The organism is Bacteroides sp. NGMCC 1.200775, from assembly GCF_040798045.1.
Taxonomy (GTDB): Bacteria; Bacteroidota; Bacteroidia; order Bacteroidales; family Bacteroidaceae; genus Bacteroides; species Bacteroides hominis.
This window is the reverse complement of sequence record NZ_JASCQK010000003.1, coordinates 166,789-185,932: the sequence shown is the minus strand read 5'-3', so window position 1 is coordinate 185,932 and position 19,144 is coordinate 166,789. Positions and strand designations below refer to the sequence as shown.

Annotated in this window: 22 protein-coding genes; 9 read left to right on the top strand and 13 right to left on the bottom strand. The window is 42.7% G+C overall.

Going from position 1 to position 19,144, the window contains the following annotated elements; translation table 11 throughout:
• Positions 1-22 precede the first annotated feature (22 nt).
• The 4 genes from QK890_RS10040 to mtaB are packed head-to-tail and all read right to left on the bottom strand — an operon-like array spanning position 23 to position 3,788.
• A complete protein-coding gene (locus QK890_RS10040; protein ID WP_101603762.1) occupies positions 23-541 on the bottom strand; it encodes a methylglyoxal synthase in 519 nt (172 codons plus the stop codon).
• A 4-nt stretch (positions 542-545) separates the two neighbouring features.
• Entirely contained in the window at positions 546-1,577 is a 1,032-nt protein-coding gene (locus QK890_RS10035) for a glycosyltransferase family 2 protein (RefSeq protein ID WP_220576019.1), read from the bottom strand.
• Positions 1,570-2,466, bottom strand: a complete 897-nt coding sequence (locus QK890_RS10030; protein WP_032537576.1) for a lysophospholipid acyltransferase family protein — start codon at positions 2,464-2,466, stop codon at positions 1,570-1,572. The genes QK890_RS10035 and QK890_RS10030 overlap by 8 nt, the downstream gene beginning before the upstream one ends.
• Positions 2,467-2,468: 2 nt before the next feature.
• A complete protein-coding gene (mtaB, locus tag QK890_RS10025) occupies positions 2,469-3,788 on the bottom strand; it encodes a tRNA (N(6)-L-threonylcarbamoyladenosine(37)-C(2))-methylthiotransferase MtaB (protein WP_032539698.1) in 1,320 nt (439 codons plus the stop codon).
• Positions 3,789-3,927: 139 nt separating this feature from the next.
• On the opposite strand from mtaB, the gene QK890_RS10020 reads away from it, so the two are divergent.
• Together QK890_RS10020 and QK890_RS10015 are read left to right on the top strand one after the other, a co-directional pair.
• Complete coding sequence (locus QK890_RS10020; protein WP_005808472.1) at positions 3,928-5,601, top strand: long-chain fatty acid--CoA ligase; 1,674 nt, start codon at positions 3,928-3,930, stop codon at positions 5,599-5,601.
• A gap of 158 nt (positions 5,602-5,759) precedes the next feature.
• Entirely contained in the window at positions 5,760-5,975 is a 216-nt protein-coding gene (locus QK890_RS10015; RefSeq protein WP_005808476.1) for a hypothetical protein, read from the top strand.
• Between the two features lie 237 nt (positions 5,976-6,212).
• On the opposite strand, the gene rplI is transcribed toward QK890_RS10015, so the two are convergent.
• From rplI to rpsF, 3 genes are read right to left on the bottom strand one after another with little or no spacing between them, the layout of a single operon-like run.
• On the bottom strand, positions 6,213-6,656 hold the full coding sequence (gene rplI, locus QK890_RS10010; RefSeq protein WP_005781448.1) for a 50S ribosomal protein L9: 444 nt from the start codon (positions 6,654-6,656) through the stop codon (positions 6,213-6,215).
• Between the two features lie 11 nt (positions 6,657-6,667).
• Positions 6,668-6,940 carry a 30S ribosomal protein S18 gene (gene rpsR / locus QK890_RS10005; protein ID WP_005781450.1) on the bottom strand — a complete coding sequence of 91 codons (273 nt, stop codon included), beginning with the start codon at positions 6,938-6,940 and terminating at the stop codon, positions 6,668-6,670.
• Positions 6,941-6,942: 2 nt separating this feature from the next.
• Positions 6,943-7,287 (bottom strand): 30S ribosomal protein S6, encoded by a 345-nt coding sequence (gene rpsF / locus QK890_RS10000; RefSeq protein ID WP_005781453.1) that lies wholly within the window; start codon positions 7,285-7,287, stop codon positions 6,943-6,945.
• Between the two features lie 161 nt (positions 7,288-7,448).
• Between rpsF and QK890_RS09995 the strand changes: the two genes are divergently transcribed.
• Together QK890_RS09995 and QK890_RS09990 are read left to right on the top strand one after the other, a co-directional pair.
• Complete coding sequence (locus QK890_RS09995; RefSeq protein ID WP_005781455.1) at positions 7,449-7,895, top strand: MarR family winged helix-turn-helix transcriptional regulator; 447 nt, start codon at positions 7,449-7,451, stop codon at positions 7,893-7,895.
• Positions 7,896-8,033: 138 nt separating this feature from the next.
• Positions 8,034-8,210 (top strand): hypothetical protein, encoded by a 177-nt coding sequence (locus QK890_RS09990; protein ID WP_005781456.1) that lies wholly within the window; start codon positions 8,034-8,036, stop codon positions 8,208-8,210.
• Positions 8,211-8,285: 75 nt separating this feature from the next.
• Here the strand turns inward: QK890_RS09990 and QK890_RS09985 are convergent, their stop codons facing one another.
• From QK890_RS09985 to QK890_RS09960, 6 genes are all read right to left on the bottom strand, one after another.
• A complete protein-coding gene (locus tag QK890_RS09985) occupies positions 8,286-8,987 on the bottom strand; it encodes a response regulator transcription factor (RefSeq protein ID WP_005781457.1) in 702 nt (233 codons plus the stop codon).
• Between the two features lies 1 nt (position 8,988).
• Positions 8,989-10,548 carry a sensor histidine kinase KdpD gene (locus QK890_RS09980; protein ID WP_005781458.1) on the bottom strand — a complete coding sequence of 520 codons (1,560 nt, stop codon included), beginning with the start codon at positions 10,546-10,548 and terminating at the stop codon, positions 8,989-8,991.
• Between the two features lie 389 nt (positions 10,549-10,937).
• Positions 10,938-13,094, bottom strand: coding sequence for a translation factor GTPase family protein (locus QK890_RS09975; protein ID WP_032532016.1), 2,157 nt, complete (start codon positions 13,092-13,094; stop codon positions 10,938-10,940).
• Positions 13,095-13,366: 272 nt separating this feature from the next.
• Complete coding sequence (locus tag QK890_RS09970) at positions 13,367-13,861, bottom strand: hypothetical protein (RefSeq protein WP_005781462.1); 495 nt, start codon at positions 13,859-13,861, stop codon at positions 13,367-13,369.
• Positions 13,848-14,834 carry a hypothetical protein gene (locus tag QK890_RS09965; RefSeq protein WP_005781464.1) on the bottom strand — a complete coding sequence of 329 codons (987 nt, stop codon included), beginning with the start codon at positions 14,832-14,834 and terminating at the stop codon, positions 13,848-13,850. Before QK890_RS09965 ends, QK890_RS09970 begins: the two co-directional genes overlap by 14 nt.
• Positions 14,835-14,840: 6 nt before the next feature.
• On the bottom strand, positions 14,841-15,152 hold the full coding sequence (locus QK890_RS09960; protein ID WP_005808483.1) for a hypothetical protein: 312 nt from the start codon (positions 15,150-15,152) through the stop codon (positions 14,841-14,843).
• A gap of 465 nt (positions 15,153-15,617) precedes the next feature.
• On the opposite strand from QK890_RS09960, the gene QK890_RS09955 reads away from it, so the two are divergent.
• The 5 genes from QK890_RS09955 to QK890_RS09935 all read left to right on the top strand — a co-directional run bounded on the left by QK890_RS09955 (position 15,618) and on the right by QK890_RS09935 (position 19,143).
• Positions 15,618-15,902: a hypothetical protein gene (locus QK890_RS09955; RefSeq protein ID WP_032539699.1), complete on the top strand. Its 285-nt coding sequence runs from the start codon at positions 15,618-15,620 to the stop codon at positions 15,900-15,902.
• Between the two features lie 85 nt (positions 15,903-15,987).
• Positions 15,988-17,121 carry a radical SAM family heme chaperone HemW gene (hemW, locus tag QK890_RS09950; RefSeq protein ID WP_032539700.1) on the top strand — a complete coding sequence of 378 codons (1,134 nt, stop codon included), beginning with the start codon at positions 15,988-15,990 and terminating at the stop codon, positions 17,119-17,121.
• 12 nt (positions 17,122-17,133) lie between these two features.
• Positions 17,134-17,691 carry an RNA polymerase sigma-70 factor gene (locus tag QK890_RS09945; RefSeq protein WP_005808492.1) on the top strand — a complete coding sequence of 186 codons (558 nt, stop codon included), beginning with the start codon at positions 17,134-17,136 and terminating at the stop codon, positions 17,689-17,691.
• Between the two features lie 124 nt (positions 17,692-17,815).
• Entirely contained in the window at positions 17,816-18,253 is a 438-nt protein-coding gene (locus QK890_RS09940) for a hypothetical protein (protein WP_032539701.1), read from the top strand.
• Positions 18,254-18,264: 11 nt separating this feature from the next.
• Positions 18,265-19,143, top strand: a complete 879-nt coding sequence (locus QK890_RS09935; RefSeq protein WP_005821859.1) for a FecR family protein — start codon at positions 18,265-18,267, stop codon at positions 19,141-19,143.
• Position 19,144 lies beyond the last annotated feature (1 nt).

Sequence of the window (19,144 nt, the reverse complement as noted above, 5' to 3'; positions counted from 1 at the left end):
ATACTTGCAGCCGAATAGGCTCTTATTTCTTTCTCTTTCTTTTCTTTACCGATTCTACTGCTTCGGTAACTACCGGTTGGTTTTCGAAACGTTTCGTATAGCCGGAGTAGTCCGGATGTGTCCGTTCGTAATCCGGATCAACAAAGAGCGGACTCGAAATAATATGATCGGCAGTGGAACGGTTGCAGCAGAAAACAATGTTCTCTACACTTGCCAGACGGGTCAGTGCCTTTACATCCGTGTCGTGCGGTTGCAGGGTCATCGGGTCAGTGAAGAAGAAAAGATAATCGATCTCTCCGTCCACAATACGCGATCCCATCTGCTGGTCACCCCCCAAAGGACCTGACTTCAGAATGGTAAAATCCCATTCCACATCGGGATGTTTCTCTTTCAATGCTTCCAATATCAGCGTACCGGTGGTACCTGTACAATAAAACTTATGTCCCATCAATAACTCCGAGTTCCAAAGAACCCATTCAATCAGGTCTTTTTTCATAGCATCGTGTGCTACCAGCCCGATTCTTCGAATTAGTTTTTCCATAACGTTATCCTTTAAAATCTGGTAATTGCGAAAAGAACTTCCGCCCTTTCACATAGAACTGCACTAAGATACTACTTTTTATCCGTTCGGGAATAAAGTGTGAGGAAGTTTTTCTGAGATTCTCCATTCTTGCATCCCGGAAGCTATCGCGCAATTGTTTAAATTCACGACGGGCATGGAGAACGGCCTTTGCGTTGGGCAGCTGTCCTTTAAGAACAAACGTAGCTGCCGCAATGTAATCGAGCCAGCAACGTACCCGCATCACTCCGGGCAACTCTTCATCCGGAAGATTCTTATAGAGCATGACAAGATTATTACGAAAGTTGAGGAAGGTTTTATGCGGATTCTCTTTTTTCAATGTGGCCCCTCCTACATGATACACCGTACTTTGAGGAATGCAAACGATCCCCCGTCCACGGGCACGAAGCCTCCAGCAAAGGTCTATCTCTTCCATATGAGCAAAGAAACGCCCGTCAAGCCCGCCTGCCTCACGATAATCTGCCAGACGAATGAACAGGGCGGCACCGGTAGCCCAGAACACGGGGAATACTGTATCATATTGTCCTTTATCCGCCTCGACCACTCCCATCACCCGTCCCCGGCAAAACGGATAACCATAACGGTCGATGAATCCGCCGGAAGCGCCGGCATATTCAAACAGGTCCTTTTGTCGCCAACTGAGTATCTTAGGCTGGCAGGCAGCAACCTCCGGATGGGTATCCAAATAATCAGCCATCGGTTGCAGCCAGTGCTCTGTTACTTCTACATCAGAATTCAGCAGAACTACATATTCGGCTTCCACCTGTTGGAGGGCAAAGTTATAACCGTCGGCAAAACCATGATTTTCATCCAGCAGAATCTGGCGAACCGAAGGGAACTCGTGCCGCAGCATCTCTACCGACTGATCTGTAGAACCATTATCAGCCACACAAACTTCCACACCTTCCGCCTCGGAATGCCGGAGTACGGAGGAAAGAAACGAACGGAGCATTTCGCAACCGTTCCAGTTCAATATAACGACAGATATCTTATTCATCTTTCTTTTCGGGGCGTTTCAGCTTCCAGCGCTTATGTGACCAAAGCCAGTAAGCAGGTTCCTTCCGGATGGTCTGCTCCAATCTGCGGGCAAAGATTTCGGTAATCTCACCATCGGCGGTTTCTTTCGGACGATCGGTGACCAGATCGAACTCTACGCGGCAATACCCTCTCCGCTCCTTGCGCAACTCACAATAGAAAACCGGAAAGTCCATCATCTTGGCAATGCGCTCGGCACCATCCATGAACACCGTGTCCTGATTCAAAAAAGTAGTCCAATGGTGCGCCTCGTTCGTATTGGGCGATTGGTCGGTAATCAGTCCGATAGCCATCTTCTTGCCGTCACGTCTCAGCCTGATCACTTCGCGGGCGGTGGAGTGCTTCGGCACATTGTACCCTCCGAAGCGGCTGCGGATGTACTTGAAAAGACCATCCAGATAAACATCTTTCAAAGGTTTGTATACCTGTACAGGTACATCGCCGGGACGCATAATCATTCCCATCCCCGTAATCCATTCGAAATTAGCATAGTGGGGGATCAGCAGGACAATCCCGCCCCGTTCGTCAATCATCCGGAGATAAGCTTCCTTGTTTTCGTAAGTCATACGTTTGCAAAGCTCTTTCTCGGACATGCGCAACATTTTCACATCTTCGAGCATATAGTCGCAAAGGTAATGATAGAACTTACGTTCAATGGCCTTCAATTCTGCTGCCGACTTCTCCGGAAAAGAGTTCTTCAGATTGGTACCCACCACCTTTCTCCGGTAACCGATCACGTGGTACAACCAGAAGTAAATAAAATCGGACAGAGCATACAACACCGGAAACGGAAGAATAGCCAAAAGCCACATCCCCACATAGGTTAACAAATAAAGAAGTTTCGATTTCATGTTTATTGTGTTATAGTTCCTTTCAGTGCAGTGCCATCTTCGTTAAAATCTCCCAAGAGAACATTTACAACTTGATTATCCAATGCCGGGTCACTTTCCACCTCTACACGAATGTAGTTTGCCGTAAAGCCGTGCATAGGCGCTCCTGCCTTAGGTTTCTCCATCAGGACAGGCATAGTCTGGCCGATATGACGGGCATAGAAGTCCTTCGTTTTCCCATCCGACAACGCAAGCAAACGCTGGCTTCGCTGATGCTTCGCCTCAGGAGTCACCACATGGTCTATCTTCAGTGCCTGGGTACCGGGACGTTCCGAATAACTGAACACATGCAATTGCGTGATATCCAGTCCGGAAATAAATTCATAGGCTTTCTCAAAATACTCGTCGGTTTCGCCACGTGTACCCACAATTACGTCCACGCCGATAAACGCATCAGGCATCACCTCTTTTATCTTTGCAATCTTCGAAGCAAAAAGTTCCGTTCCATACCGACGGCGCATCAACTGGAGCACTTCATCGCAACCGGACTGCAAAGGGATATGGAAATGAGGCATGAAGCTACGGGAGGTGGACACATATTCTATAATCTCATCCGTCAGCAGATTGGGCTCAATAGAAGAAATGCGATAACGCTCAATGCCTTCTACCTGATCGAGCGCTTTCACCAAATCGAAGAAAGTCTCGCTGGTAGATTTTCCGAAATCTCCGATATTGACTCCGGTCAGCACAATCTCTTTCCCACCTTCGGCAGCAGCCTGCCGTGCCTGCTCCACCAAAGATGCGACAGTCCCGTTGCGACTCCGTCCACGGGCAAAAGGAATGGTACAGTAAGAACAAAAGTAATCGCACCCATCCTGTACTTTCAGGAAAAAGCGGGTACGGTCACCTCTTGAACAAGACGGGGCAAAGGAACGGATATCTTTCGTTGCGGTTGTATAAGCCTCTCCTCCTTCGTGTTTATGCAAGTCGCCCAGGTATTGAAGCAGGTCTTTCTTTTGTTCCGCACCAAGCACAACGTCCACTCCCTCTATCTTTGCCACATCACCGGGTTTCAACTGGGCATAGCAACCTGTCACCACCACAAACGCACCGGGATGTTGTTTCACCAGGCGGTGAATAGCCTGACGGCACTTCTTGTCCGCCATCTCGGTCACCGAACAGGTATTGACAATGCAAAGGTCAGCCTTTTCACCTTTCCGGGCCGTACGCACACCTGCCTCACGCAGGATTTTACCAATCGTCGAAGTCTCTGAGAAATTCAGCTTGCAGCCTAAAGTATAGTAAACGGCTGTCTTATCTTGAAATACAGTGGTATCTATCATAATCTGTAAAAACGCATATTCGGTACAAAGTTACACATTATTATTAGGAGTAAAGATGCAGAAGGAGTTAAAAGGAGTTAGAGGTTTTCTATTCTGAAAGTTTATACCTACTTTTGCACAAATCTTCAAAAAACGTGCAATGATAAAAGAAAACTTTATAAAACTCTACGAAAATAGTTTCCGTGAAAACTGGGATTTGCCCTGCTACACCAATTATGGTGAACCGGAAAGTTATACTTACGGTGAAGTAGCCGAAGAAATAGCCAAACTTCATTTGCTTTTCAAGCACTGTAGTTTGCGCCGGGGAGATAAAATCGCAGTCATCGGAAAAAATAATGCCCGTTGGTGCATCGCTTACATGGCGACCATTACCTACGGGGCCATCGTAGTACCTATCTTGCAAGACTTCAATCCGAATGATGTACACCATATCGTAAATCATTCTGAATCTGTCTTCCTTTTCACCAGCGACACCATCTGGGAAACTTTGGAAGAAGAACGACTGACCGGCATCCGTGCCGTCTTTTCACTGACAGACTTCCGTTGCCTGCACCAACGCGATGGCGAAACGGTTCAGAAATTCCTGAAACATATCAATCAGTGCATGGAAGAAACTTACCCGAAAGGATTCCAAAAAGAAGATGTCCTTTACACCACCTTGTCCAACGACAAGGTTATGTTACTGAATTATACCTCCGGCACTACCGGATTCAGTAAAGGAGTAATGCTGACCGGCAACAACCTGGCCGGTAATGTGACTTTCGGTATCCGAACGGAATTGCTAAAAAAAGGTGATAAAGTGCTCTCTTTCCTCCCACTTGCCCATGCTTACGGATGTGCTTTCGACTTTCTGACAGCTACGGCAGTTGGCACGCACGTAACCCTGCTTGGCAAAGTTCCCTCCCCCAAAATCATAATGAAAGCTTTCGAAGAGGTCAAACCCAACCTGATTATCACAGTACCGCTTGTCATCGAGAAGATCTATAAAAATGTAATCCAACCCATCATCAGCAAGAAAGGCATGAAATGGGCGTTGAGCATCCCCCTTCTCGACAGCCAGATATACGGACAGATTCGCAAGAAGCTGATCGATGCCCTTGGAGGACGTTTCAAGGAAATTATTATCGGCGGAGCCGCTATGAACCCGGAAGTAGAAGAGTTTTTCCATAAAATCAAGTTCCCTTTCACCATTGGCTACGGCATGACGGAATGTGGGCCGCTCATCAGTTATGCTCCCTGGGATAAATTCGTCCCTTCCTCATCAGGTAAAATACTCGATATCATGGAAGCCCGTATTTATAAGGAGAATCCGGAAGCCGGTACCGGAGAAATACAAGTGCGTGGAGAAAACGTAATGACGGGATATTATAAAAATCCGGAAGCCACCCGCGAAGTTTTCACTAAAGACGGTTGGTTGCGCACCGGGGACTTAGGCACTATGGACGATGAAGGTAATATTTTCATCCGTGGCCGCCTGAAGACGATGATACTCAGTTCGAGCGGACAGAACATCTTCCCCGAAGAAATTGAGGCTAAACTTAATAATCTGCCTTTCATTCTCGAAAGTCTTATCATAGAACGAAACAAGAAACTGGTTGCCTTGGTATATGCCGATTATGAAGCGCTGGATTCTTTAGGACTCAACCACGAAGATAACCTGAAAACGATTATGGACGAAAACCTGAAGAATTTGAATAATAGCGTGGCAGCCTACGAAAAAGTAAGCCAGATTCAACTCTACCCCACTGAGTTTGAGAAGACTCCGAAAAGAAGTATCAAACGCTATCTATATAACAGTATAGCAGAAGATTAGATATGTTTTAAAACATACAAAAAAACATAATGAAACATTCTTCTAAAAAAAAAATAAAAAAAAGTTGGGTTTAGGAGTACAACATATGCAAAAAGTACATACCTTTGCATCGTTTTAATAAGCAATTGATTGTATTACAGATTTAAAAAGCAAAGAAAATGAAAAAATTAGTTTTGATGTTCGTAGCTATCGCAGCAGTATCATTCGCATCTTGTGGTAACAAAGCAGCTGACGCTGAAAAAGCAACTGCAGATTCTATCCGTATCGCTGACTCTATCGCAGCAGTTGAAGCAGCTGCAGCTGAAGCAGCAGCTCAGGTAGCTGATACTACAGCAACTGACTCTACTGCAACTGAAGCAGTTGTAGCTGAATAATCTCGAACAACATTAGAGAGAATTGAAAGTCTGCCGTGCAAAAGCACGTACAGACTTTTTTTATATCCGTACCTTTCCATTACGGAAGTCGTTTCCTCCACATCTCCCCTTCTTCAACACTGGGCACCTCTGCCGGGTATCTCTTTATTTATAAACAAAGACACTCTCCCAATAATCTCTCAAAAAAAAAAGGACATCCCGTTTTGGAATGTCCCTTCTCAATGTCATATGATAGGCTTATTCAGCTACTACTTCAAAAGGAATTTCTACAGAAACTTCTTTGTGCAGTTTAACGATAGCTTTATAAGAACCAACTTCTTTTACAGCGTCTTTTACAACGATGATCTTTCTGTCGATTTCGTGACCCAACTTAGCCAATTCCTCAGCGATCTGGATGTTACCAACAGAACCGAAGATAGTACCGGTTGAGCTAACCTTTGTAGCGATAGTCAAAGATACACCTTCCAACTTAGCAGCCAGTGCTTCAGCATCTTTCTTGATTTTCTCAAGTTTGTGAGCACGCTGTTTCAGTTCTTCAGCCAACATTTTCTTTGCAGAAGGAGAAGCAATAACAGCTTTTCCGGTGGGGATCAAGTAATTACGACCATAACCAGACTTAACAGTTACGATGTCATTCTTATAACCCAAGTTTACTACGTCTTCTTTCAATATAATTTCCATACTTTTCCTCCTTATTTCATCATGTCAGTTACAAATGGAAGTAACGCCAGGTGACGTGCTCTCTTCACAGCCTGCGCAATACGACGCTGGAACTTCAAAGAAGTACCGGTGATACGGCGCGGAAGGATCTTACCCTGCTCATTCAAGAATTTCTTCAAGAATTCAGGATCTTTGTAGTCGATATACCTAATACCACTCTTTTTGAAACGGCAGTATTTTTTCTTCTTAACGTCTACTGAAGGCGGAGTTAAATATCTGATTTCTGATTGAACTTGTTGTGCCATGATTAATCCTCCTTTTTGTTTGATTTAACACTTCTTCTCTTTGCAGCATATTCTGCAGCGTATTTATCCATTCTGAAAGTCAGGAAACGGATTACGCGTTCATCACGACGGAAATTTAATTCCAACTTGTCAATAACAGTAGGTTCTGCATTGAACTCAATCAGCTGATAGAATCCTGTAGACTTCTTCTGGATTGGATAAGCCAGTTTCTTCAGTCCCCAGTTTTCTTCATTGATAATCTCAGCACCTTCAGCCTGAAGAATGCCTTTGAATTTTTCTACCGCTTCCTTCATCTGAACATCAGACAAAACGGGAGTTAAAATGAAAACGGTTTCGTATTGATTCATACTCGTTTTAATTAAATAAATAAATTATTTGATTTTAAAAATGCGGTGCAAAGGTAGGCATTTTATTTTGAACTGCAAACATTTAATCTTTTTTTATGCCACGGGATAGGATTTGTCGAAGAAGACATTTATCTTTGCAAAGTTGCTTAAACAATAATTTCATGATCGAACAATTTAATTTTGATATCAGACTAATCTTTGCTATCCTGAATGGCAAAGTTTCTGCCGCCATCAACCGTAAGCTATACCGTAACTTCAGACAGAACGGTCTGGAGATCAGCCCGGAACAATGGACGGTTCTTATTTTTCTCTGGGAAAAAGACGGAGTGACCCAACAAGAGTTGTGCAATGCAACTTTTAAAGATAAACCGAGTATGACCCGCTTAATCGACAATATGGAACGCCAGCATCTGGTTGTCCGTATCTCCGACAAAAAGGACCGTCGTACCAATCTGATCCACCTGACCAAAACAGGAAAAGAACTGGAAGAAAAAGCCCGTGTTATAGCCAACCGGACACTGAAAGAGGCGTTGCACGGCATCACAGTCGAAGAATTAAGCGTAAGCCAGGAAGTATTGAGAAAGATATTTTTCAATACCAAAGATTAATCAATACGGAGAAGTGAAAGCAACCAAATCAACTATTTATGGCTAATTAATGGTTTTTTTGCGAAAATAATTTCGCTCGTTAAAGAATTATGCGTTAATTTGTGACTGGAATATAATAATCTATTAAAATACACACACATGAAAGGCTTATTAAAGAATTTAGGATTGATATTAATCTTAGTCGGAATAATCATTCTGATTGTTTGTTCTCTGACCGGAGACGTGAACAACAACGCTATCCTGGGAGGCTCGATAGTATTGGTGGTACTCGGACTCATTTCTTACATTGCGATCAATAAAAGAATTGCGGATTAATATTTTCAACAGAAATAAAAAAGCCGGAAAACGAATGTTTTCCGGCTTTTTTATTTCTGTATATCCCCCTCTCCATTATGATTCCGGTTCGGGGGTAATCAACTTGTAACCTTTTCCGTGGATGTTGATAATCTCAATCGAATCATCATCCTTCAGGTGCTTACGCAGTTTGGTGATATATACGTCCATACTACGGGCATTGAAATAGTTATCATCAATCCAGATAGTCTTCAAAGCAAAGTCACGCTGCAAAATCTCGTTGGCATGTGCACACAACAATCCCAGCAATTCCGATTCCTTGGTAGTCAACTTAGTTTGTTTGTCACCGATAGCCAGAATCTGCTTTTGTGTATCAAACGTAAACTTACCGATCTTATAGATATTGCTTTCTTTGTTCTTCTTTCCACGAACACGTCTCAAGATCGCTTCAATTCTGAAAGTAAGTTCTTCCATACTGAAAGGTTTGGTGATGTAATCATCCGCACCGATCTTAAATCCTTCCAGAATATCCTCCTTGAGTGTCTTTGCAGTCAGGAAGATAATCGGAATTTCAGCGTTGGCCGCACGAACCTCCTGTGCCAGCGTGAAACCATCTTTCTTAGGCATCATCACGTCGAACACGCACAAGTCATATTTATTCTTCAGGAAAGCCTTAAATCCGGCTTCTCCATCAGGATACAACTCAGCAGAGTAACCTTTCGCCTGTAAATATTCTCTTAAAAGCATGCCAAGATTTTCATCATCTTCGCATAATAAAATACGCAGTTTCTCGTCCATATCAATCATTTTTTAATAAAGGTAATGCAATAATAAATTTAGTTCCTACATTCAGTTCACTCTCCGCCCGGATGGTTCCCTTATGATCCTGAATAATCTTTTTCACATAAGCCAGTCCCAGACCGAAACCTTTTACATCGTGCAGATTACCTGTATGCACGCGATAGAACTTATCAAACACCTTCTTCAGGTTTTCTTTTTTAATACCAATACCGTTGTCCTGTATCGAAATCATCAGTTTACCGGGTTCGTTCCAAGTTCTCACGTCGAGCACCAGGTCTTCTTCGGGCTTCTTGTATTTCACCGCGTTATCCATCAGGTTGAATATCACATTGGTGATATGCATTTCGTCCGCAAATATAACAGGATTGGTAGCCTCAAGGTTCGATGTAATCTTACCATTATAGCGTTCCACCTTCAGAGCGAACGTATTGATAACCCCGGTAATCAACTCATTGGCATCGAGTTCTTTCATCTTCAGTGTTGCTTTCTGTCTGTCGAACATAGACATCTGAAGAACTTTCTCCACCTGGAATCTCAACCGCTTCGTTTCATCATTAATGACTCCCGATATATGCTGGAACATCTGCGGTGATTTCCCGACTGCGGGATCTTTCAGCATCTGCGCGGCAAGCGAGATGGTAGATATCGGTGTCTTGAACTCGTGTGTCATATTGTTGATAAAGTCATTCTTCATTTCTGTCAGCTTCTTCTGGCGGAAGACGATGTAGATAGTGAAGATGAATGTAATCAACAGTACGAAAGTGAATATCATCGAAGGGATCATAAAACTAACCGAGTCGAAGATATAATCTTTCTTTCCCGGAAAGTGCACCTTCACAATACTCATCTTCGCAGGCGGATCATTTTGGAACAGAGGTTGGGTATAAGAATCCTCACTTCCTCCCTCTTCGTAATCCGAACAGCGATATACCTCACGTCCATCTTTATCGATTACCGAAAAATGATATAGCAACTCTATACCATTATTAATAAAGTTAGACTTCAGATAATTATCCAGCTTCTTAAAGTTCACCCGTTCGCCAATCGACTTATCGCTTGCTTTGTAAATCATCCGCAAAGCTACATCGTCGAGCAGGAAACGCTGATACATATACCTATTTTTAATAGCGTCGGTCAAGCTTCGCGATGTCTGCGGAATGGTATTCCGGCCATGTCTCTCCGAAATCATGGCTTTGGGCACCTTCGACGGCTCGGTGGTAATCATCTTTAGTTCAAACTCCGAATACAGGGTTCCGTCCGGTGACTTGAACCTATAACGCTCCGATTGCTGAATCAAACCATTTTTCTGTTCGGTAGTAGAAGAAGACTGAGCCAGTGCTCTACGTTCCGCTTCAGTAATGTCTTCTAACAGCCAACGTTGCGTTTCATCATACTCCACATCCTTTGAAACCTGAAACAAAGCATTTCGCACGGATGTATTAAATTGTTCTTTACGCATCTTCACCATTTCTTCGATGTAGCTCACTTGTAAATAGAGCAAACTCAGAAAGGAAAGACCCATAATAATGCCTAATATCCAGATTGTTGACTTTTTCATAGCAACAAAATTAACACTCCCTAATTAACACTCCTAACAGCTTAACCTGTTTTAACAGGATGTTCTCTATAATTAACCGAAAGACGTTTTTTAGGTCGTATTCTGACCACTATAACAAAACGTATATGCCTTTGGTTTGCAAATTTAATAAAAAATTAAAGATTTCTCTTCAGAAAATCTACTTTCTTTAATCATTGTTAATGAGTAAGCAGGTTTCAAGAGGCGACCGACGAACTGTCAATGGCATGTAACGGCAGCTACAACCACAAGCAGAATGCCTTAAAAGAATAAAGCTACGAGCAGTTGCACATACATTGTACACTCCTCATAGCTTTATAACTCAGCAGTTCAGCCATTTGCAGCCCGCAGTCCGGCAGGCTGTAACCACATTATTCTTCTGTTTGCTTGGATTCGAAGTCTTTTATTAATTTATCCTGCACATCACTCGGAACAAGTTCGTAACTTGCAAATTTCATAATGAACGAAGCACGACCTCCGGTAAGCGAGCTGAGCGCTGTCGAATAAGAAGACATCTCTTTTAAAGGCACTTTAGCGACCAGCTTTTCATAACCGTTTTCGCTGCTCATGCCCATGATCATGGCACGACGTCCCTGAAGATCTCCCATCACATCACCCATCTTATCGGAAGGCACAAAGACTTCTACATCATAAATAGGTTCGAGAATCTTCGGTCCCGCATTCTTAAATGCTTCGCTGAAAGCATTGCGTCCGGCCAGCATGAACGAGATTTCATTAGAATCTACCGGGTGCATCTTTCCGTCATATACGATGACACGTACATCGCGGGCGTACGAACCGGTGAGAGGTCCCTGCTCCATACGGGACATGATACCTTTAAGGATAGCAGGCAGGAAGCGGGCATCGATAGAACCACCGACAATACTGTTAACAAATACCAATTTTCCGCCCCATTCCAATGGAACTTCTTCGGTACCTTTCACATTAATCTTAAATTCCTGTCCACCGAACTTATACGTATCGGGCACCGGCATTCCTTCATAATATGGTTCTACAATCAAGTGCACTTCACCAAACTGTCCGGCACCACCCGATTGTTTTTTATGACGATAGTCGGCACGGGCCGCCTTAGTGATGGTCTCACGATAAGGAATCTTCGGTTCCTCGAATTTCACCTGAAGTTTTTCATTATTCTCCAGACGCCACTTTAAAGTACGGAGGTGGAATTCACCCTGACCATGTACGATGGTCTGTTTCAATTCTTTCGATTGTTCGATGACCCAAGTCGGATCTTCCTCGCGCATACGGTTCAAGATAACCATCATCTTCTCTGTATCGGCTTCGTTCACCGGTTTGATGGCGCGTGAATATTTAGAATTCGGATATTTAATAAAATTAAACCGGTTTTCGGCACCTTTACCATTTAGCGTGTTTCCGGTATGAACATCTTTCAGCTTCACGGTACAGCCGATATCACCGGCCACCATCTCTTCTACTTTGATACGGTTGGCACCGGCACAAGCATAAATCTGTGCCACACGTTCTTTCGAACCGCGGTCGGCATTCGTAAAGTCATCTCCTTCGTGCACTTTTCCGCTCATCACCTTGAAGTATTGAACGTCGCCAATATGCGGCTCCACACCTGTTTTGAAGAAATAGAGTGAAGTAGGCCCATCGGGATCGGGTTCCACCACTTCACCACGGGTATTATGCACTTTCGGCATTTCGGATACACCGGGCACTACATTACCCAGAAACTCCATCAGACGACGTACACCCATATCTTTGCCTGCACAGACACAGAATACGGGGAACATGCCACGTGCAGCCAATCCTTTGCGGATACCTTCACGCATTTCGTCTTCTGTCAGTGAATCCTGTTCGAAGAATTTTTCCATCAAGCCTTCATCATTCTCAGCAGCGGCTTCTACCAGGGCTTTGTGCATTTCCATAGCCTTGTCCATCTCTTCGGCCGGGATCTCTTCAATAGTGGGTGCTCCACCTTCGGGTCCCCAAGAGTATTTCTTCATCAGCAGCACGTCGATCAGTGAGTTGAAATTCGGGCCTGTAGCCAAAGGATACTGGACGGGAACCACTTTCGGTCCGTAAATGGACTTCAGTTGTTCAAGCACCATATCATAATCGCACTTCTCGTTATCGAGTTGATTCACCAGGAAGATTACCGGTTTACCCAGTTTTTCGGTATAGCGGAAATGATTTTGTGTTCCCACTTCCGGTCCATATTGTCCGTTCAGCAGCAAAATAGCTGTATCGGTTACGTTGAGTGCCGTCATGGCAGCACCTACAAAGTCATCGCTGCCCGGACAGTCTATGATGTTCAGTTTCTTTCCATTCCATTCCACATGAAAAATAGTTGAAAAGACGGAATATCCATATTCCTGTTCCACCGGAAAGTAATCGCTTACGGTATTCTTGGCAGTAATCCTGCCGCGACGTTTTATAATACCACTCTCATAGAGCAACGCTTCTGTGAGAGTGGTTTTTCCTGAGCCGTCATTGCCAAGAAGGGCAATGTTCTTAATTTCGTTAGTCTGATATACTTTCATGATATATAAGATTTAAATGAATGATTCAGTATGTGTTTTTCGCATACCCTTTTTTTACTGAGGCGCAAATTAGGCATTAATCAAATGAAAAGCAATAAAACTGACAGTGTTACTAAACAATGTTATGTAACATACAGGATCTGTTTATTAAGCAGATATCACAGTGTCACAAACTCTTGGCACTCTCTAAACGAAGTTGAATTAGGATAACAACTTTCCGTATTATCGAACTTGGTAACACCAATATAATATACCTCTTGGCTTATGCTTCCTTATAAAACAGATTCTATAAATGGAACAACTTCTCTATCATCTGATGTATTAGGGAATATATAGTCTTTTATACAGTTTGAAGAATCCAATAAAAGCATTATAGGTGTTGGAACATATTTCAATTCTTTTCTTATCAGATCTTTTGAGTCAAGATATATATACTCATAATATTTATTACGTTTCTGGAAAGATGAAGGGCTTCCCATAGTTGAAATAATAGCTACTTTATTATTTCTATAAAGAGAATCTATTTTTTTTGTAATAGAGAATCCTAAATCTATACAACTCCCACAATCATAATAGTTAAATAGAAAAATAACTCTACAAGTCTTATTTGACACAATAGAATCAATGGAGGTTACCCTTTTCCCTATTAAGTTATAAACATCCTTTTGGGGAGTTTTAGTAACATCATTTTCTTTTTTTTGATTATTGCTACATCCCCATATAATGCAAAGCAATATAAATAAGGTAAAGAATTTATTTTTTCGCATCACCTATTTTTATTTTTTCAATGGTTACTCCTGCCACTTCTTGTGAAGCAAATAGATATGTGTCTGAAACACAAAAAGAAGAATATATATCATGTGGAAGAATGTAGGTAGAGATATGCTTCATTTCGTCATTGATTGATAATTTCAAAATAGTATTTACACGATAATCGCCTGATGAGCTCCGTGATGAACACAGTATATATATATGGTCATTTGCAAGATAAGCATCACGTATGTATATATAGACAGATTTCTCTTTATTAGAATTCTTTTTAGCAATTTCTGTTGCTTCTTTTATTATAGGAATTGAAGAGATATCAAATGTTTTAATATATTCTCCATGAATATTATATTGCTCTATATAAGGGTAGCAATTTGAAATCGAAAATATTCCTTTGCCTTGATCATAAAGAATATGTTTCTTGTTAGATATAATGGTTTTAAAAGGAGTTTTTTCTCGTACAACCTTTCCCATTGGGATTTGTTTGTTTGGGTGATATTTATCAATCATTAGAAAACTTGTCGAATCCGTATTCGCAGATAAAAAGATTAAAGAATCATTGAGACTAAATCTGTTTTCATTTGCATTTGAAAGTGAAAAATCACCATAGAAAACTCCTCCATGAAATTTTTTCATTGACTTTGTTCCAAAATCAACAACATATACCGTGTCATTCAGTACATTAAAGGTAAATGGCCATGTTGTTTCATAAGGGGCTTCACCATGTTTGCTAACATATTCCATCTCTTTTAAGTTATCACTTAACGCCACAATGTCTCCCCGTTTTTTATCCAAAACATATATCTTATTCTTATAATAAGTCATACACGTAATGTTGGAGAAGAAACTAGAATCAGGATATTCTTCTATCTTAATTTCCGACTGACAATACATTAAGTTACGATTTTTCTCCTTGTTGTTACAAGAAGAAAAACATAAAATTGCGATAATAAGAATCAATATTCTATTCATTACCCTTTAGCAATAAGTCTTATTTCCATCACATTCAACATAGGCACCATTTAACCAATCAAGCCCTCTACTACATTTTTTACCACTACAAGATACTGAACCAGATAGAGGAAATCCACATTCTACAGTTACTGTACATGAATAGTTGCCTCCTCCTCCTTCTCCGGTATCAGTACCTTCTCCCATTGCAAGACACTCTAAAGTAAGCATCTTCATATTCGCTTTTTTATCTTTGTTTTTCAACGCAGACAAACAGACATTAACAGAAACAAATAAAAAGAAAGTCACTCCTAAACAAATTCTTAAGGTCTTTTTCATGATATATAAGATTTAAATGAATGATTCAGTATGTGTTTTTCGCATACCCTTTTTTTACTGAGGCGCAAATTAGGCATTAATCAAATGAAAAGCAATAAAACTGACAGTGTTACTAAACAATGTTATGTAACATGTTGATACAAACGGGAAGAGAATAAACCGTTTGTCAGAATGAAAGTCTTTTCCTTTATTATCTATTAAAAAGCATTATCCACCTCACATCTGCTTACACTACCTTCTGCCAAACTGAATGAAATAGGATTCAGTAACGGAGTTTTCGGCGCAAAACGGGAGTATTTGAGGCAAAAGACGGCGGTTTTTCAGCACAAAGACGGTGTATTTCCGGAAAAAGAAGTAAGCATTCGGACCCAAAGAAGTAAGCACTTTCCGGAAATGCTTACTTCATTTCCGAAAATCTCCTCATGTTTTGCCACATTACATATATTGTTATAACAAAAAGGCCGTATGAATGCCTCTTTCTCCTCCGGTTGTTCTGTAAAGCCAGTCAAACCATATATAACAGAATCACCGGAGGAAGAGGAAAATAAAAGAAAAAGGGCAGGATTCCGCCGCACAGCTATCTATTGGAGAACAGATATCACAGATCTGCGACACATGGGAAAATCCTACCGGCAAATGCAGGCGTTTTTTTCTCCAACCTTCAGAGCGGCACAAAACGAAAGCATTCTGAGATCATCAGATAATCAGATTGTCAAATGGTTAAAAAGGAACTTTCCTCCCGTTAAATAAGAAAGAATATATGCCCTGCAAAGTTGTTTACTAAAACGAAAACCTTACTTTTGCAATTTAAAACGCAAAAATAACTCAGACTATCATGGCAGGCATATACATACATGTCCCCTTCTGTAAGACACGCTGTATTTATTGCGATTTTTACTCCACCACGCGAAGCGAACGGAAAGGACACTACATCGAAGCCCTCTGCAAGGAGCTGGAAATGAGATATACTTACCTGAAAGGAGAGCCCATAGAAACGCTCTACTTTGGTGGAGGTACTCCTTCGCAACTTGATGAAGAGGACTTCCGGAAAGTGTTCGACACCGTCCGGCGTGTATACGGAATGGAAAATTGCCATGAAATAACGCTTGAAGCCAATCCGGATGACCTCTGTCCGGAATATGTGCAAATGCTCTCCCGCTTGCCATTCAACCGCATCAGTATGGGTATCCAGACTTTTGATGATGCCACGCTTACGTTATTGAAGCGACGCCACAATGCCACTCAAGCCATTCGTGCAGTAGAATTATGCCGTACCTACGGGTTCCGCAACATCAGTATCGACTTGATTTACGGACTTCCCGGTGAGACAGCAGAGCGTTGGGAAAAGGACCTGCAACAGGCCATTGCCCTCAATGTGGAGCATGTTTCGGCCTACCACCTGATTTATGAAGAAGGTACTCCTATTTATAGAATGTTGCAAAAACACCAGGTTGAAGAAGTGGACGAGGACAGCAGTGTCCGGTTCTTCACCTTATTGATAGACCGGCTGCAGGAAGCAGGATATGAGCACTACGAAATATCCAACTTTTGCAAGCCGGGAATGTATTCACGCCATAACACTTCGTACTGGCAAGGGGCCAGTTACCTCGGTTGTGGTCCGTCGGCACACTCTTTCGACGGAGCAACACGCGAATGGAACTGTTCGTCGATAGAGAAATACATAGCAGGCATCAAAAGCGGCAAACGGGACTTTGAACGGGAAGAACGGGATCTGACTACCCGGTACAATGAATTTGTCATTACCTCCGTCCGCACTCAATGGGGAATTTCACTCGAACGCCTCCGCAACGATTATGGAACCGAACTGGAACAATACTGCCTCAAGATGGCACGTCCTTCTTTAGAAAACGGCAAATTAGAAATACACGAAGGTGCTCTGCGCCTCACCCGAGAAGGAATTTTTATTTCCGACAGCATCATGAGCGATCTTCTCCGGGTGGACAACTAAAATTATAAAGTCATGACCGAATCAGAGGTTCGAAAACTATTAAGACGAATGAAGGAGCTGGACTCGCAAACGGCGTTCCGATCCTTCTACGATATGACGTACGACCGGCTTTACCGCATTGCCTACTATTACGTAAAGCGGGAAGAATGGTCGCAAGAGATCGTACTTGATGTATTCTTGAAACTCTGGGAACAACGCAGTTCGTTGCCCGAAGTCAAAAGCATTGAGGACTATTGCTTCATACTGGTGAAAAACGCCTCACTCAACTATCTGGAAAAAGAGAACAGGCGCACAACCGTATCCACCGAAGTATTGCCGGAACCGGAAGCACAAAGCGATTCGCCCGAGGAATCAATGATCAGTGAAGAGCTGTTCGCCATCTATGTGAAGGCGCTCGACCGCCTGCCCGAACGTTGCAGAGAAGTGTTCATCCGCGTCCGCGAAGAAAAACAAAGCTATGCACAGGTGGCCGAAGAATTGGGCATCAGCACAAAGACCGTAGACGCCCAACTCCAGAAAGCAACAATCCGACTGAAAGAAGCGATATTGACGATGAACGATAAACAATGAACCACCGGCCGGAAACGATGGACAAGATTTAACTTTTATTTGCACATTCCCGATAGGGAGATCCTTCGAACGCTCTGTCTTTATCAGTGAAATTCATTTTAATCAAAACACAAAGACTTAGCTTATGAAGAAGTTATTAAGACCTACAACCTTTGCATTGTTTACGATGGCACTGTGTTTCACTGCATGCGAAAACGGCAACAACTCCTATCCCAAGGAATATCTGGGATTCGAAAAGAAAGCGCAGGACTTCTCTTACCCAAAGAATACTGCGGAAGCCGAATTCCAGGTAAAGATCATTGCGGTTGATAAAACGAAAGAAGACCGGATTGTCTTCATCGAATCACCCTCACGTCCGACGAAACCCGGAAGTTCTTCGGCACAGTTTTTTAAGATTAAAGATAATAAAGTCACCATCAAGGGAGGCAGTAAATCGGCCAAAGCCACTATTCTGGTCTATCCCCAGAAAGTGGGAACGAATGAATACATTCAGCTTATCTGCCGGCCTCAGAACGGAAAGTCGGAAACGACCCAAATGTCTATCCGGCTGGTGAAAAAATAACGAAATAAAAAATGAAGTATACCGACCAGGAACTTAACCGATTATTGGAGAAACTCATAGCCTCCACCCGCTCGCCCAGAGGAAGATTCTCGGCAGCGGCAAGCTATCAGATATTAGAGAAGCGATTGCCACGTCCGGCACACCGGCTTTTCTCTATACGCATTTTCTCGGCAGTAGCCGCCATCGCTTTGTTCTGCTACATCGGATGGAGCACTTATTGCTATCTGAAACCTGCCGCCTTGCAAACCGTTTCTACACTGGCCGACACACGGACTATAAAGTTACCCGATGGAACGGAAGTGACGCTGAACCATTTCTCTTCTCTCACCTATCCCGAGAAATTCAAGGGGAAACACAGGGAAGTGGACTTGAAAGGAGAAGCGTATTTCGAAGTGACGAAGAATCGGGAACACCCTTTCATCGTACAGACAGAGTCGGTCAATGTAGAGGTACTGGGAACTCACTTCAACGTAGAGTCCTATCCGGACGATCCGGAAGTGAAAACCACCCTACTCGAAGGTTCCGTGGTGGTGAGCAATAAAGCCAATTCTGTGCGCATGGTTCTGAAGCCAAACGAAAGTGCTATATATAATAAGGTGAAAAAGAGCATGACCCTTGAAGTTTCAGATCGCGCTGCCGAAGAGATAGCCTGGCGGAATGGCGAATTAGTCTTCACCAACCTTCCCCTGCAGGAGATCGCCCGACAGTTGTCCAACACGTTTGGTGTAAACATCTCCATAGCAGACAAAGCATTGCAGAACTACCGGATCACGGCACGATTCTCCGACGGAGAAGGACTCGATCAGATTCTCGATCTGCTGCATACAGTCGGTAAATTCAACTATTCACACAACAATGAAGAAATAACGATTACTACTAAACTTAACTAAA

Excerpts from the sequence above, each read along its gene's own strand:
- QK890_RS10030 (WP_032537576.1), bottom strand. The coding sequence starts at position 2,466 with ATGAAATCGAAACTTCTTTATTTGTTAACCTATGTGGGGATGTGGCTT.
- rplI (WP_005781448.1), bottom strand. The coding sequence starts at position 6,656 with ATGGAAATTATATTGAAAGAAGACGTAGTAAACTTGGGTTATAAGAAT.
- QK890_RS09960 (WP_005808483.1), bottom strand. The coding sequence starts at position 15,152 with ATGAAAAAGACCTTAAGAATTTGTTTAGGAGTGACTTTCTTTTTATTT.
- QK890_RS09940 (WP_032539701.1), top strand. The coding sequence starts at position 17,816 with ATGAAGAAGTTATTAAGACCTACAACCTTTGCATTGTTTACGATGGCA.
- QK890_RS10020 (WP_005808472.1), top strand. The coding sequence starts at position 3,928 with ATGATAAAAGAAAACTTTATAAAACTCTACGAAAATAGTTTCCGTGAA.
- QK890_RS09990 (WP_005781456.1), top strand. The coding sequence starts at position 8,034 with ATGAAAGGCTTATTAAAGAATTTAGGATTGATATTAATCTTAGTCGGA.
- QK890_RS10035 (WP_220576019.1), bottom strand. The coding sequence starts at position 1,577 with ATGAATAAGATATCTGTCGTTATATTGAACTGGAACGGTTGCGAAATG.
- rpsF (WP_005781453.1), bottom strand. The coding sequence starts at position 7,287 with ATGAATCAATACGAAACCGTTTTCATTTTAACTCCCGTTTTGTCTGAT.
- QK890_RS10015 (WP_005808476.1), top strand. The coding sequence starts at position 5,760 with ATGAAAAAATTAGTTTTGATGTTCGTAGCTATCGCAGCAGTATCATTC.
- QK890_RS09975 (WP_032532016.1), bottom strand. The coding sequence starts at position 13,094 with ATGAAAGTATATCAGACTAACGAAATTAAGAACATTGCCCTTCTTGGC.
- QK890_RS09980 (WP_005781458.1), bottom strand. The coding sequence starts at position 10,548 with ATGAAAAAGTCAACAATCTGGATATTAGGCATTATTATGGGTCTTTCC.
- QK890_RS09985 (WP_005781457.1), bottom strand. The coding sequence starts at position 8,987 with ATGGACGAGAAACTGCGTATTTTATTATGCGAAGATGATGAAAATCTT.
- mtaB (WP_032539698.1), bottom strand. The coding sequence starts at position 3,788 with ATGATAGATACCACTGTATTTCAAGATAAGACAGCCGTTTACTATACT.
- QK890_RS09945 (WP_005808492.1), top strand. The coding sequence starts at position 17,134 with ATGACCGAATCAGAGGTTCGAAAACTATTAAGACGAATGAAGGAGCTG.
- rpsR (WP_005781450.1), bottom strand. The coding sequence starts at position 6,940 with ATGGCACAACAAGTTCAATCAGAAATCAGATATTTAACTCCGCCTTCA.
- QK890_RS10040 (WP_101603762.1), bottom strand. The coding sequence starts at position 541 with ATGGAAAAACTAATTCGAAGAATCGGGCTGGTAGCACACGATGCTATG.
- QK890_RS09995 (WP_005781455.1), top strand. The coding sequence starts at position 7,449 with ATGATCGAACAATTTAATTTTGATATCAGACTAATCTTTGCTATCCTG.
- QK890_RS09965 (WP_005781464.1), bottom strand. The coding sequence starts at position 14,834 with ATGAATAGAATATTGATTCTTATTATCGCAATTTTATGTTTTTCTTCT.
- QK890_RS09970 (WP_005781462.1), bottom strand. The coding sequence starts at position 13,861 with ATGCGAAAAAATAAATTCTTTACCTTATTTATATTGCTTTGCATTATA.
- QK890_RS09935 (WP_005821859.1), top strand. The coding sequence starts at position 18,265 with ATGAAGTATACCGACCAGGAACTTAACCGATTATTGGAGAAACTCATA.
- QK890_RS09955 (WP_032539699.1), top strand. The coding sequence starts at position 15,618 with ATGAATGCCTCTTTCTCCTCCGGTTGTTCTGTAAAGCCAGTCAAACCA.
- hemW (WP_032539700.1), top strand. The coding sequence starts at position 15,988 with ATGGCAGGCATATACATACATGTCCCCTTCTGTAAGACACGCTGTATT.